At 65.0% G+C, this 14,016-nt stretch carries 13 protein-coding genes; 4 read left to right on the forward strand and 9 right to left on the reverse strand.

Annotation, left to right across the window (positions count from 1 at the left end):
• Positions 1-9: 9 nt before the first annotated feature.
• The 6 genes from CI41S_RS40540 to leuC are packed head-to-tail and all read right to left on the reverse strand — an operon-like array spanning position 10 to position 5,927.
• Positions 10-882 (reverse strand): ABC transporter permease, encoded by an 873-nt coding sequence (locus CI41S_RS40540; protein ID WP_139864554.1) that lies wholly within the window; start codon positions 880-882, stop codon positions 10-12.
• Entirely contained in the window at positions 879-1,712 is an 834-nt protein-coding gene (locus tag CI41S_RS40545) for an ABC transporter ATP-binding protein (protein WP_172628385.1), read from the reverse strand. Before CI41S_RS40545 ends, CI41S_RS40540 begins: the two co-directional genes overlap by 4 nt.
• The gene (locus tag CI41S_RS40550) at positions 1,709-2,755 is read right to left on the reverse strand and encodes an ABC transporter substrate-binding protein (protein ID WP_139864556.1); all 1,047 of its coding nucleotides are present in this window, start codon (positions 2,753-2,755) and stop codon (positions 1,709-1,711) included. Before CI41S_RS40550 ends, CI41S_RS40545 begins: the two co-directional genes overlap by 4 nt.
• Positions 2,755-3,888: a 3-isopropylmalate dehydrogenase gene (leuB, locus tag CI41S_RS40555; protein WP_139864557.1), complete on the reverse strand. Its 1,134-nt coding sequence runs from the start codon at positions 3,886-3,888 to the stop codon at positions 2,755-2,757. Before leuB ends, CI41S_RS40550 begins: the two co-directional genes overlap by 1 nt.
• Positions 3,885-4,520 carry a 3-isopropylmalate dehydratase small subunit gene (gene leuD, locus CI41S_RS40560; RefSeq protein ID WP_139864558.1) on the reverse strand — a complete coding sequence of 212 codons (636 nt, stop codon included), beginning with the start codon at positions 4,518-4,520 and terminating at the stop codon, positions 3,885-3,887. Before leuD ends, leuB begins: the two co-directional genes overlap by 4 nt.
• 3 nt (positions 4,521-4,523) lie before the next feature.
• Entirely contained in the window at positions 4,524-5,927 is a 1,404-nt protein-coding gene (leuC, locus tag CI41S_RS40565) for a 3-isopropylmalate dehydratase large subunit (RefSeq protein WP_139864559.1), read from the reverse strand.
• A 144-nt stretch (positions 5,928-6,071) separates the two neighbouring features.
• On the opposite strand from leuC, the gene CI41S_RS40570 reads away from it, so the two are divergent.
• Complete coding sequence (locus tag CI41S_RS40570) at positions 6,072-6,860, forward strand: helix-turn-helix domain-containing protein (protein WP_139864560.1); 789 nt, start codon at positions 6,072-6,074, stop codon at positions 6,858-6,860.
• Between the two features lie 386 nt (positions 6,861-7,246).
• The gene (locus CI41S_RS40575; protein ID WP_139864561.1) at positions 7,247-8,329 is read left to right on the forward strand and encodes an ISAs1 family transposase; all 1,083 of its coding nucleotides are present in this window, start codon (positions 7,247-7,249) and stop codon (positions 8,327-8,329) included.
• Between the two features lie 62 nt (positions 8,330-8,391).
• Here CI41S_RS40575 and CI41S_RS40580 read toward each other — a convergent pair whose 3' ends face one another.
• Positions 8,392-9,564, reverse strand: a complete 1,173-nt coding sequence (locus CI41S_RS40580; RefSeq protein ID WP_139864562.1) for a fumarylacetoacetate hydrolase family protein — start codon at positions 9,562-9,564, stop codon at positions 8,392-8,394.
• A gap of 148 nt (positions 9,565-9,712) precedes the next feature.
• On the opposite strand from CI41S_RS40580, the gene ppk2 reads away from it, so the two are divergent.
• Together ppk2 and CI41S_RS40590 are read left to right on the forward strand one after the other, a co-directional pair.
• A complete protein-coding gene (gene ppk2, locus CI41S_RS40585) occupies positions 9,713-10,672 on the forward strand; it encodes a polyphosphate kinase 2 (RefSeq protein ID WP_244626845.1) in 960 nt (319 codons plus the stop codon).
• Between the two features lie 283 nt (positions 10,673-10,955).
• On the forward strand, positions 10,956-11,834 hold the full coding sequence (locus CI41S_RS40590) for a transporter substrate-binding domain-containing protein (RefSeq protein ID WP_139864563.1): 879 nt from the start codon (positions 10,956-10,958) through the stop codon (positions 11,832-11,834).
• 185 nt (positions 11,835-12,019) lie between these two features.
• Here CI41S_RS40590 and CI41S_RS40595 read toward each other — a convergent pair whose 3' ends face one another.
• Both CI41S_RS40595 and CI41S_RS40600 read right to left on the reverse strand, forming a co-directional pair.
• The gene (locus CI41S_RS40595) at positions 12,020-12,688 is read right to left on the reverse strand and encodes an amino acid ABC transporter permease (protein ID WP_139864564.1); all 669 of its coding nucleotides are present in this window, start codon (positions 12,686-12,688) and stop codon (positions 12,020-12,022) included.
• 68 nt (positions 12,689-12,756) lie between these two features.
• Positions 12,757-14,016, reverse strand: coding sequence for an NAD(P)/FAD-dependent oxidoreductase (locus tag CI41S_RS40600; protein WP_139864565.1), 1,260 nt, complete (start codon positions 14,014-14,016; stop codon positions 12,757-12,759).

The raw sequence follows: 14,016 nt of genomic DNA on the forward strand, positions 1-14,016 counted from the left end.
GGCCGCCTCTTACTCCGCGGTCCGCTGCCGCTGCCAGCGCAGCAGATAGGCCTGCAGCCGCCAGATGATCGCCGACAGCACGACGCCCACCAGCATCAGCACGACCACCGCGACCATCATGCCGGAGGCCTCGCCGCGCGCCTCCGATTCGATGATGAGCCGGCCGATGCCGCGCTCGGCGCCGATGAACTCGCCGACGATCACGCCGATCAGTGCGAAGGAGATCGCAGGTGTCAGCGAGGCGAACACCCACGCCATGGTCGACGGGATCACCACCGTGCGGGTGATCTGCCACTCGCTGGCGCCGAGCAGCCGCGCGGCGTTGGTAAAACCCTCGTCGATCGAGCGGGCGCCCTCAAAGGTGTTGAAGAACACCAGGAACACGACCAGGATCCAGGAGGTCACGATCTTCGACATGTCGCCGATCCCGAACCCCAGCACGATGATCGGCGCCAGCGCGATCCGCGGGATCGAATTCACCGCGGTGATGAACGGCTGAAAGATCGCGCTCAGGCGATCGGAGCGCCCCAGGATCAGCCCGGCGATGAAGCCGGACACCACGCCGGTGACGAAGCCGAAGAAGGTGTTTTTCAGCGTAATCGCCGTTGCCGCCCACAGATTGTTCTCGTTGCGCGCCAGGCATTTGGCAAAATCGCCGTTGAACCAGCCGTTGAAGACGCCGAGCTTCGAGGTCAGACAACTCTGGATCAAAAAATTGTCCCAGATCATCGACGGCTTGGAGATGAAGTACGGATCGAGCAGGTCCGGCACCAGCCACGGCAATCTCGCGTGCAGATCATGGCCCCATTGCCAGACCGACAGCACGATGGCGCAGATCAGGACCTGCCAACCCACCGTGTTCAGCGTGCTGTATCGCTTCATGCGCTGCGGCCCTTGACGAATTCCTCGCCGAGCGAATGCCAGATGTGCTGGAACAGCTCGGCATAGCGCGGAGTCTCGCGCACCGTCACCGCGTCGCGCGGCCGCGCGAAATCGACCTGGAACACGTCCTTGATGCGGCCCGGCCGTGCCGAGAACAGGATGATGCGGTCGGCGAGCGTCAGCGCCTCGCCGAGATCGTGGGTGACGAACAGCACGGTCTGCTGCTCGCGCTCCCAGATCCGCAAGAGCACCTCGTGCATGTCGATCTTGGTGTGGGTGTCGAGCGCGCCGAACGGCTCGTCCATCAACAAAATCTGCGGCTCGACGATCAGCGTCCGCATCAGCGCCGCGCGCTGCCGCATGCCGCCCGACAGCGCTGACGGATAGGCGTTCTCAAAACCCTTCAGCCCGGCCTGCGCGACGCATTCGGCGATGCGCGCCTTGCGCTCTTGCGCCGGCACGCCCGACAGCTCCAGCCCGTAGCCGATATTGTCGGCGACGGTGCGCCAGGGAAACAGCGTGTCGCGCTGGAACACATAGCCGACGTCAGGTGTCGCCTTGCCGGGGACGACGCGCTTGCCGTCGATCAATATCTCGCCGCCGGTGGGGCGGATCAGCGAGGCGATCATGTTGAGCACGGTGCTCTTGCCGGAGCCCGACGGCCCGAGCAGCGCGACGAACTCGCCGCGGCGGACGTCGAACGTGACATCGCGCACCGCCTCGATCGTGGTCTTGGCGAGTTGGAACGACTTGCTCAGCCCCTTGACCTCGACGCGGCGATCAGCCTGCGAGCGTGGCGCTAACCTTTCGCTTGTCTCCAACGCGCTCAACCCGGATAGGCCTTTCGTGCTGCCTCGATCAGGGTCGAATTGATCACGTCCGCGATCTTCAGCGGCTTGATGCCGGTCATCTCGCGGAACCAGACTTTTTCACCGCGCGCGAAGCTCGCAGCGTCGACTCTGCCGTCATAATCCGCGACCTTCTGGATCGAGGCGATCTCGAGCATGTTGGATTCACGCGACGTGCTGCCGACATATGGCTCGATCGCGTCGTAGACCTCGTCCGCCTTGTGCGCCTTGATCCACTGCGCCGCGCGCCATAGCGCGGTGACATAGGCCTGCATCTTGGCCGGGTCCTTGTCGATCGTCGCCTGCAAGGTGAAATGCCCCGTGACCGGGACCTTGCCGCCGATATGCTTATTCCAGATCGCCTCGTCGGTGCCGTCGAACAGCAATTCGCCCCAACCGTTTTTCTGCGCGTCGGTCAACAGCGACAGCGAAGAGACGAGGATGTCGACCTGCTTCGACTTCAAGGCTCCCAGCATGGTGTCGACATTGCCGGTACCGATCCAGGTCACCTTGTCGTCGAGCCCCATGGTTTCCATGTAGTAGGACGACCAGACATGGTTGGTGCCGCCGAGCGAGGACACCGAGACGATCGGCTTGCGGCCGTCGGGCCGCTTCCACTGCGTAAAAGCCTCCAGCGAATTGATGCCCTGGTCCTTCAGATCCTTGCGGATGATGAACATCACCGAGTTCGACCGCGTATCCACCGGCAACAGCACGCGCGCAGCGCGGCCGTGGTTGGTCAGTTGCATCGGATGGGTGACGTCGCCGATCCCGATGTCGCCCTGCGACGAGGCGATGATCTCGCGGGTCTTCACCCCGCTGCCGCCCTGCAGCAGCTTGCAGTCGAGCCCGGCTTCCTTGAAGTAGCCGATGCGGTCGGCGATGAATTGCGTTTGGTAGACCGGCACCGCGACCGGATAGATCGCGCGGCCGGCCATCGCCTGCGCCCCGGCCCGCCGGGTGGCAAGTGCCGCGCCGCTCGCCGCGATGACCGTCAGCGCCGAGCGTCTCGATATATTGGCCATCAAGCGTTCTCCTTCGCTGACACCTTGTCCAGCGCGCGCAGCACCGCGTCGCCCATCTCGACGGTGGAGAGTTTTTTCGCACCGGCCTCGGCAATGTCAGCGGTGCGCGCGCCGGAGGCGAGCGCGGTCTGCACCGCCTGCTCCAGCAGGTCGGCGTCCTCCGGACGGTTAAGCGTCAGCCGCAGCAGCATCGCGACGCTGAGGATCGAGCCGAGCGGATTGGCGATGCCCTTGCCGGCGATGTCGGGCGCGCTGCCATGCACCGGCTCGTACAGCGCCTTGCGGCGGCCGTAGCGATCGACCGGGCCGAGCGAGGCCGACGGCAGCATGCCGAGCGAGCCCGAGGCCATCGCCGCGCAGTCGGACAGGATGTCGCCAAAAATGTTGCCCGTCACCATCACGTCGAATTGCCGCGGCTCGCGCACGATCTGCATCGCGGCGTTGTCGACATAGAGATGGGTGAGCTCGACGTCCGAGAACTCTTCCTTATGCAGCGCGATCATTTCCTCGCGCCACACCACGCTGGTCTCCAGCACATTGGCCTTGTCGACCGAGCAGACCTTGCCCCGGCGAGTGCGCGCCAGCTCGAAGGCGGCGCGTGCCACCCGGCGGATCTGGTTGGTGGTGTACTGCTCAGTGTTGAAGCCGCGGCGCTGGCCGTCGTGCAGCGTCTCGATGCCGCGCGGCTCGCCGAAATAGATGCCGCTGGTCAACTCGCGAATGATGACGAAATCGACGCCGTCGAGCACTTCGGCCTTGAGCGGCGCAGAGGCCGACAATGACGGACTCGCCGCGATCGGCCTCAAGTTGGCGTAGAGATCGTATTTGCTGCGCAGCCCGAGCAGGCTGCCGGCCTTGCGCGCGGCCGCCGGCACCTCGGTGGTTTCGGGGCCGCCGGTCGCACCCCACAGGATCGCGTCGGCCTCATCCATCGCCTCGGCAGTGTCCTCCGGCAGCACCTTGCCTGTCTTGAGATACGGGATCAGGCCATATTCGGCATCGCGCAGCGTCATCGGCACGCCGCGGTTGGCGGCGAACCATTCGAGCACACGGCGCGACTGCGTGGTGACTTCGGGGCCGATGCCCTCGCCACCGACCACGGCGACCTTGATCATGTTGGATTGCGTGCTCATGCTGATATCCTTGTCGAATGGATCCAGGGGCGTGCCGCGCGGTCGGCGGCCTGGAAGGCGTGGATTTCGTCGTCGCGCTGCAATGTCAGCGCGACCTCGTCGAGGCCTTTGAGCAGCCCCTCGCGCCGCCGCGGGTCGATCTCGAATGGATGCTGCTTGCCCGACGGCGAGACGATGGTCTGCGCCTCCAGGTCGACCGAGACCTTACCGGCGCCCTGCGTCGCCTCGATGTCGGCGGCAAGCTGATCGACCACCGCCTTGTCGACGATGATGGGCAGGATGCCGTTCTGGAAGCAGTTGGCGAAGAAGATGTCGCCGAAGCCGGAGCCGATGATGGCGCGGATGCCGCGCTCCTGCAGCGACCACACCGCGCCCTCGCGCGACGAGCCGCAGCCGAAATTCGGCCCGGTGACGAGGATCTCCGCCTCGCGATACGGCTCGCGGTTGAGGATGAAATCGGGATTCTCCGAGCCATCGGGCAGATAGCGCAGCGATCCGAACGCCCATTTGCCGAGCGTGCCGCGGATCGAATTGCCGACCAGCCGCTCGATGCGGATGATCACGTCGGTATCGATGTTGGCGCGCATGATCGGCGCGGCCGTTGCGGTGAGCTTGTCGAACGGTTTTGGCATTTTTCAGCGCCCCATCATCCTGACGTCGGCGATTGCACCGGCAATAGCCGATGCTGCGGCACTCGCGGGGCTTGCCAGATGGGTCCGCGCCCGCGGCCCCTGCCGGCCGACGAAATTGCGGTTCGAGGTCGAGACCGAGCGCTGCCCGGGCGCCACCACCTCGCCATTGGCGGCAAGGCACATCGAGCAGCCCGGCTCGCGCCATTCGAAGCCGGCCTCGACGAAGACCTTGTCGAGCCCTTCGGCGACCGCCTCGCGCTTGACGTTTTCAGAGCCCGGCACCACCCAGGCGCGGACGCCGGCCGCGACCTTGCGGCCGCGCGCCACCTCGGCGGCCGCGCGCAGATCGCTGAGCCGGCTGTTGGTGCAGGAGCCGATGAACACCCAGTCGACCGGCGTGCCCGCAATCGGCGCGCCGCCCTTAAGACCCATATATTCCAGCGCGGTCTCGATCGCGGCGCGGCGCGCGGGATCGTCGACCGCCTTCGGATCGGGAATTTTGCCGTCGACGCCGATGACATGCTCGGGGCTGGTGCCCCAGGTCACCTGCGGAATGATTTTTGTGACGTCGATCGTGACCTCGCGGTCGAACACGGCGTCGGGATCGCTCGGCAGTTCGCGCCAGGCCTTGACCGCGAGCTCCCACATCTCTCCTGTCGGCGCATAAGGGCGACCGCGCAAATATTCAAAGGTCTTCTCGTCGGGCGCAACCATGCCCATCTTGGCGCCGAGCTCGATCGAGAGGTTGCAGATCGTGAGCCGGCCCTCGATCGGCAGCTCGCGGATCGCGCTGCCGGCATATTCGACCGCATAGCCGGTGCCGCCGGCGGCGCCGATATGGCCGATCAGCGCCAGGATCATGTCCTTGGCGGTGACGCCGAGCGGCAATTTGCCCTCGAACCGCGCGCGCAGCGTTTTCGGCCGGCGCTGGATCAGCGCCTGCGTCGCCAGCACATGGGCGAGCTCGCTCGATCCGATGCCGAAGGCGAGTGCGCCGAGGCCGCCATGGGTGCAGGTGTGGCTATCGCCGCAGACGATGGTTGCGCCCGGCAGGCTCAGGCCAAGCTCCGGCCCAATGACATGGACGATGCCCTGGCCGGGCTGATCGACATCGAACAATGTGATGCCGCTCGCCGAGGTCTCGACCCGAAGCGCGGCCAGCAATTCCAGTCCGATCTTGCTGGTTCCAGCACGGCCGGGCGCGGTCGAGAGCGCGTGATCCGGCGTCGCAAAAGTCAGCTCGGGATTGTGGACCTTGAGCCCCCTGCTCTTCAGATCGAGCAGGCCGCGCGAGCCGCCGAGATCGTGCAGTAGATGGCGGTCGATATGAAGGAGGTCGGTGTCCTCGTTCAACCGGGCAATGACATGCTGGTCCCAGATCTTCTCGAACAGGCTTCGTCCGGGCATCCGCCTTCCCCTGCGCTCTGCGTTTCCATGCGGTTTGATCTAATTGACGCCAATCTGTGCCAAAGTTGCCCTGAAGTGAAGCCATTCCGCCCTAACATCACATATGTGATAAAGCTGCGGCAATTGCCCCGCGCGGAGACAGGCATGCCGAAATCGAGCAAGACGACCATCGTCAAATCGGCGATGCGGACTTTTGCGGTTCTGGAGTTCTTTCGGGAAACAAAGCGGGCTGCGTCCGTGACTGAAATTTCTGCCGCGCTGGAGATGCCCCAATCGAGCACTTCGGTGTTGCTGAGCAGTCTCGTTGAGTTGAACTACCTCGAATACGACCGACTGACCCGGCGTTTCCTACCCAGCTATCGGGTAAACCTGCTTGGTGATTGGATCCGTCGTTCTCCGTTTCGCGATACAAAGCTCACAGACCTGATGGAGGAACTCTGGAGGGCGACTGGCGGCGAAACCGTTATGCTTGGACATCAGGCGGGTGCCGCGGGGATGCAGTATCTACATGTTGTACCCAGCACCTCGCGGCTTCAGTACACTGCTCAAGCCGGTCAAATACGACCGATGGTTCGTACCGCCCTCGGACACGTGCTGCTGAGCCAAATGCCAAACGCAACCGTGCGCGGCATTATCCGTCGCAATAACGCTGAAGAGCCGGATCAATCGATGCGCGTTCGAGAATCGGTCTTTCTCGAAGAGGTCGAGCGCATCCGCCGACGCGGGTTTTCCGAGTCAAGCGGCCGCACGACGCCGGGCGCAAACACGATAGGCATGCTTGTTCCCCTGCCGAAGAGACGCGCTCCGCTCGCTATCGGCATTGGCGGACCAATCGAACGAATCGCGGCAAAGCGCGAGCTCATCATTGAAGTCATGCAGCGTCGGCTGGAAAAACTGACAGATGAAACCGGGCGAGGATCTTCTCAGAAATGACGTCTCAGGACGGCGCATCGTGCGGATGACGGTGACGGATGTCGCAACATCCTGAGCACCAGACGACAGTGCGTAGCCCGGATGCAGCGCAGCGCAATCCGGAGCCGGCCTCCGCGGAGGGACCTACCCGGATTTCGCTTCGCTGCATCCAGGCTACAGGCTAAAGATCTGTCTTCTCCTTCCCCCTGAAAGGGGGAAGGTCGGGATGAGGGTCAGCCGCAGACGACGCTGCTCGTGGAGAGCGCAGATCCCCACCCGCTTTGCTCTTGCGAGCAAAGCGACCTCCCCTTTTCAAGTAGGGGAATCGCATATGGCGCTGGAGGGGTGTTGCAAAGCGGTAGGAACTGGATTCTTTGGGTGTCTCTCGATTCCCGAGGGAGACCTGAATGCGCAAGCTCAAGCGCCTGTTTCGACCGCTCAAGGACCCGCGCGCCAGCAACACTCGACACGATCTGGTGGAGATCCTCGTCATTGCATTGGCGGCCACGCTGGCTGGCGCCAAGACCTGCACCGAGTTCGAGTTCTTTGGGCAAGGCCGCGAGGAGCTGTTGCGACGGTTCCTGGAGCTCAGGCACGGCATCCCGAGCCACGATACGTTCAGCAACGTCTTGCGTGCGCTGGACCCGAAGGGTCTGGAAGCGGTGTTGCGCAAGTTCAGCAAGAGCTTTGGCATCAAGGGCGTGGTCAGCATCGATGGCAAGGCCCTGCGCGGAGCCTTCACGCGTGGCCGGCGGGCCACGCCGCTGCACATGGTCAATGTCTGGGCGGCAGGCACTCGCATGGCCTTGGCTCAGCGGAAGGCCCCCAATCGCAACGAGATTGCCGGTGCTCTCGAAGTTCTCGCGCTGCTCGATCTGGACGGTGCTCTTGTTACCGCCGACGCCTTGCATTGCCGACCCGACACGGCGCAGGCCATCCGCGACCGGAGGGGGCACTATGTGTTGGCCATCAAGAGCAATCGCGGCAAGCTCTTCAAGGCCGCCAGGACGCTGGTCGACACGGCCCGAAGGCCAGCGCGGGCGAGCCAGCGCGGGACCACAACTCACGGCCGCGTCGAGCGTCGGCAGGCCATCGTCGCCCCGGCACCGCAATTGGCGAAGCAATACGACTTCCCCGCTATCGCTGCCGTCGGTCGCATCGACAGTTGGCGCACCAACGCCGGCAGGGCTGCCAAGCATACAGTCCGGTACTTTCTGGCCTCGCGCGTGCTGTCTGCCAGGAAACTGCTCGAAGTCGTGCGCGCCCATTGGAGCATCGAGAACAACCTGCACTGGGTTCTCGACGTTCTATTCGACGAGGACGCCTGCCGCAGCCGCAAGGATCATGCCGCGGAAAATCTCGCCGTCATCCGCAAGCTGGCCATCAATGTCCTGCAGGCAACGCCAGGTCCAGCCCGCATCAGCCACAAAATGCTCCAGGCCAGATGGAACAACGACTTCCTTCTCTCCGCCCTCGCCCATATGCGATAGCCCTACCCCGCAAGGGGGGAGGGAGCCCGACTGGCGTGCTCACCTCACATTGTTTCCCGCCATCACAACAGCTTCCGCTGCGCGAGGTTCTTCATCAGCGCGCCGACGCCGAACGTCCACGGTTCGCATTCGTCGCTGCTGCGCATGCGGTTGACGAGCTTGCCGAGCTGCGGGGCGGCGATGGTGACGATGTCGTCGCGCTTGTGGGTAAAGCCCTCGCCCTTGGTGTCGCGGTCCTTGACGGGTGCGAACATCGTGCCGAGGAACAGCGCAAAGCCGTCGGGGTATTGATGCACGGGGCCGATGGTCTGGGCGACCAGATCGGTCGGGTCGCGGCTGATCTTTGAGATCGAGGAATGGCCTTCGAGCACAAAACCGTCGGTGCCCTTCACGGTGAGGCCGACGTCCATCTTCCTGACGTCGTCGAGTGAGAACGTCGCATCGAACAGGCGGAGCAGCGGGCCGATCGCGCACGAAGCGTTGTTGTCCTTGGCTTTCGACAGCAGCAGCGCCGAGCGGCCCTCGAAGTCGCGCAGGTTGACGTCGTTGCCGAGCGCGGCGCCGACGATCTTGCCGCTAGCTGACACGATCAGCACGACCTCGGGCTCCGGGTTGTTCCAGGTCGATTTCGGATGCAGCCCGGCGTCCATGCCGGTGCCGACCGAGGACAGCGTCGGCGCCTTGGTGAACACTTCGGCGTCGGGGCCGATGCCGACCTCGAGATACTGGCTCCAGGCGTTCTGATCGATCAGCACCTGCTTCAGCCGCGCCGCCTGCTCCGAGCCCGGCTTCAGCTTCGAGAGATCGTCGCCGACCAGGCGCACCACCTCGGCCCGGATCGCCTCCGCCGAAGACGGATTGCCGCGCGCCCGCTCCTCGATCACGCGCTCCAGCATCGAGATCGCGAAGGTAACGCCGGCGGCTTTGAGCACCTGGAGGTCGACCGGCGCCAGCAGATGCGGCTTTGCCGGATCGCGGTGGTCGGGGGGCGTGTTGGCGAGGATCGCCGCGAGGTCGCCGATCCGCTCGCCCTTGGTCGCACGCAGCGCGGCGGCGGGGTCCGCCTCCTCGCACAGTGCGCTCACCGTCGGGAACCGGGCGGTGACGTCGAACACGCCGTCTGCCCGCACCGCGACGACGGCCGGACCGCGCGCCTCGGGCAGCCAGACTCGCCCGACCAGCGTTCCGCTGGTGCGGTCTTCCGGCAGGACATCTTGTGGCGTGAGCGAAATCATTCGGCTTCTCCCGTTTCTGGTCTTTGAGGCTTGTTAGCACAGTCTCGCGGCGGACGTGAAACACCCGTCATGACAATGTCACACACGGGTAACATCGGCCGTCAATGCTCCGGTCCGCTCCATCTAACATACTGAAAGACGGACCTTCATGACCGCCCCCCTCACCGACCAAGCCTTGCATGGTGAAGCCTTGCACGATGAAGCCGCGCACGACGAGGCGCTGCGCGCCCGCATCCATCAGGAGCTTGCCGACAGTCTCGACGAGGAGCTCGAGCTCGAGCTTGACGACGTCAGGCTCGACGAGCTCGAGCACGAGGCGGGGCTCGGGCGGCCGGGGCTCGACCGCAAATTCTATTTCCGCGAGCTGCTGCGACTGCAGGGCGAGCTGGTCAAGCTGCAGGACTGGGTGCAGCACGAGAAGAAGAAGGTGGTGGTGCTGTTCGAGGGCCGCGATTCCGCCGGCAAGGGCGGCGTCATCAAGCGCATCACCCAGCGGCTCAACCCGCGGGTCTGCCGCATCGCGGCGCTGCCGGCGCCGAACGAGCGCGAGCGCACGCAATGGTACTTTCAGCGCTACGTCTCGCATCTGCCGGCCGGCGGCGAAATCGTGCTGTTCGACCGCAGCTGGTACAACCGCGCCGGCGTCGAGAAGGTGATGGGGTTCTGCAACGACGAGCAGTATGAGGAATTCTTCAAGTCGGTGCCGGAATTCGAGCGCATGCTGATCCGCTCCGGCACCATTTTGTTGAAATACTGGTTCTCGATCACCGACAACGAGCAGGCGTTCCGCTTCACGATGCGGATTCAGGATCCGCTGAAGCAGTGGAAGCTGAGCCCGATGGACGTCGAGGCCCGCACCCGCTGGGAGCTCTACACCAAGGCCAAGGAGGCGATGCTGGAACGCACCCACCTGCCGGACTCGCCGTGGTGGATCGTCGACGCCGTCGACAAGAAGCGTGCCCGGCTCAACTGCATCTCGCATCTCTTGAGCCAGATCCCCTATCAGCCGGTCACCCACCAACCCGTGGTGCTGCCGCCGCGGGTGCACAACCCGGATTATCACCGCGGCCCGATCCCGCCGGAGATGTATGTGCCGGGGCGGTATTGAGCCGGGGCGCTCGCCGCGAGCACGCTGCGCTCCCTCGCCCCGTTTTTACGGGGAGAGGGTTGGGGTGAGGGGCCTCCATCCGGCGAGCGCTTCATGGCTTGTTGAGCAGCGTGCCATGCCCCTCACCCGGATTGCATCTTCGATGCAATCCGACCTCTCCCCGCAAAGGGCGGGGAGAGGTGACGCGATAGGCATCACGCGCCTACCAATGGCGCAGGGCGATGGTATTGCCGCCCCCTGACGCCGACGCTAGGCTTCCCCGATTTGGTGCAGGGAGGCCTACGTGACTCAATCCGACGACACAAAGATTTCCGAAGACCGCCGCGACGCGCTGCGCTATGCGCTCGGGATCGGCAGCGGCGCGGCGCTGGCGGCGGCGCTGACGACGCCGGCCGCCGCGCAGGCGCCGGCCGACAACACGCTGGACCGCATCCGCGCCAACAAGGTGCTGCGCATTGCCGTGCTGCCGGGCGAGCTGCCCTATTTCAACAAGGATCTCGCCTCCGGCACCTGGTCCGGCTTCTCGATCGAGATGGCCAACGATTTGGCAAAGCTGCTCGACGTCAAGCTCGAATACGTCGAATCGACCTACGGCAACTCGATCCTCGACCTGCAGGCCAACAAGATCGACCTCGGCTTTGCGCTCAACCCGACGCCGCAACGGGCGCTGGTGGTCGATTTCACCAGCCTGGTGTTCCCGCATCCGTTCGGCGCCATGCTGAAGAAGGGGCTGGAAGCAAAAACCTGGGCCGACATCAACAAGCCCGAGGTCAAGATCGCGGTCGACGTCGGCTCCGCCAACGAGGCGGTGGCGCGGCGCTTTGCGCCCAACGCCACCATCAAGTCGCTGAAGTCGCGCGACGAGGTGATGCTGGAAATGTCGTCGGGCCGGGTCGACTGCGTCGTCAACGCCCTCGTGCTCGGGCTGACCGCGATCGCCAAGAACCCGAACCTCGGCACCTACAAGATCCTGCAATCGCCCGCGGTGACGATCGCGAGCGGCACCGCGGTGCGGCGCGAGAGCGACAAGCGCTGGCGCGATTTCCTCTCGGTGTGGATCGACTACAACCGCGGCATCGGCCAGATGCGCGAATGGTTCGTCAAGGGCCTCGGCCTCGCCGGCGTCAAGCCGGAGGACGTGCCGGTGGAATTGAGTATCTAGCCGCGCGATCGACGCGGCCGCGCCCTCTTTACCTCTCCCCGCTCTTTGCGGGGAGAGGTCGGATCGCATCAAAGATGCGATCCGGGTGAGGGGCGAAGCACACTGCTCAACAAGCCACGCACTGCTCGCCGGATAGAGGCCCCTCACCCCGACCCTCTCCCCGCAAGAGCGGGGCGAGGGAGAACTTAGACCTTGTCATAAGTCAGCCCGCGCTCCAGCCGCCTTGCCGCCAGGGTCGACGGAAACAGGATCGCAAAATAGATCAGCGCCACGATGGTGTAGACCTCGAGCGGGCGGTAGGTGTCCGCGTTGATCAGCGTCGCGTTGTAGACCAGATCGGGTACCGCGATGATCGACACCAGCGAGGTGTTTTTCAGCTGCGTCACCGACTGGTTGACATAGGGCGCCATCATCGGCTTCAGCGCCTGCGGCAGGATCACGAGCCGCATCAAGCGCCAGCCGCGGAAGCCGAGCGCCTTGGCGGCATCCCACTGCCCGACCGGCACGCTCTCGATCGAGCCGCGCACGATCTCGGCATAGAACGCGCCGCCATAGAGCGAGAGCACGCTGACGGCGGCGACATGCGCCGGGATGTTGACGCCGATCACGACCGGGAAGGCGTAGTAGAACCAGATGATCTGCACCAGCAGCGGCGTGCAGCGGAAGGTCTCGATATAGGCGATCAGCAGCCAGTCGATCACCGGAACCCGGCGGAGCCGCGCCATGCCGACGATCAGGCCGATCAGCGTGCCGAGGATGATGGTGCCGATCGTGTAGGCGACGGTCCAGCCGAGCCCGAGCCAGAACAGATGGCTGTACTTGGCAAGGATGCCGAAATCCCAGACGTAGTTCATCCTGCCCCTCGGTTATCGACCATTCGCGCGCCGGCTCATTCCCAGCATCGCAGGCAGGCCCGCGCGAGTCACGCGATATACCGGCTTGGCGCAAACGCGCTCGCATCGAACGGCGGCGCCTCGCCCGCGATCATCGCCGCGATCGCGGCGCCGGTTCCGGGGCCGGTGGTGAAGCCGATGTGTTGGTTGCCGAACGCCAGCCAGAGCCCGCGATGCCGCGGCGCCGCGCCGATCATCGGCAGGCTGTCGGGCAGCGTCGGCCGCGCGCCACGCCAGCGCTCGCCGACCGCATCGCCGAATTCGACCACGCTGCGCGCCATCGGCACCACCGCCTCGAGCTGGGAAAAATTCGACGGCGCGTCGCGCGCGGCAAGCTCGACGCCGCTGGTGACGCGGATGCCCTGCTCCATCGGCGTCATCAGAAAGCTGCCGTCGGAATCATGGATCGGGCGCAGCAATTTGCGCGCCGGGTTCGGCACGAAATGCTGGTGATAACCGCGCTCGAACGCCAGCGGCACGCGATAGCCGAGCGGGCGCAGCAGCTCGGCCGACCAGGGCCCGAGCGCGACCACGAGATGGCGCGCGGCGATCTCGCCATCGGCGAGCAGTACGCGCCAGCCGCCGTCGTGCGGGTCGATCCGCCTGACCTCGGATTGCCTGACCGCGCCGCCGCCATCCGCGAGCATCTTGGCGTAGGCCTTCACCACCGCGCCGGGCGAATCCACCGATGCGGTCTGGGTGTGCAGCAGACCGGTGCTGTAGGCCGGGATGATGTTGGGCTCGAGCGCGGAAATATCCTGGCGGTCGAGCACCTCGCTCTTGATGCCGAATTCGGCGAGCGCCGCCTGCTCGGCCTTGGCGGCCGCAAGCCCGTCACTGCGCCAGGCCTTCAGCCAGCCGCTCTCGCGGATGCGATGCCCGGCGCCGGCCTGCACGATCCAGTCGCGATGCAGTTTGAGCGAGGCGCCGATCAGACCATGCAGCGCGGCCGCGCGCGGCTTTGTCTGTGACGGCGCAGCGCTGGCGAGGAAACGGATCACCCAGCCGGCGTTGGCGATGGCCCACGGGAGATTCCAGCGCAACGCCGGATGCGTGTTGCTGAGGTATTTCGGCAGGTTCTTCCACAGCGCGGGCGTGTTGAGCGGCAGGATCGAACCTGACGAAATGATGCCGGCATTGCCGTAGGAGGTCTCGCTGCCGGGCTCGCGGCGATCGACGATGATGACGGAGAGACCGCGCTGCCGCGCCGCCAGTGCTGCGGAGACGCCGACCATGCCGGCGCCGAGCACGATCACGTCCGTCTGTTGTCCTGCTGCGCCCTCGCCCAT

Origin of the sequence: Bradyrhizobium ivorense, assembly GCF_900696085.1 — a bacterium.
GTDB classification, from domain to species: Bacteria; Pseudomonadota; Alphaproteobacteria; order Rhizobiales; family Xanthobacteraceae; genus Bradyrhizobium; species Bradyrhizobium ivorense.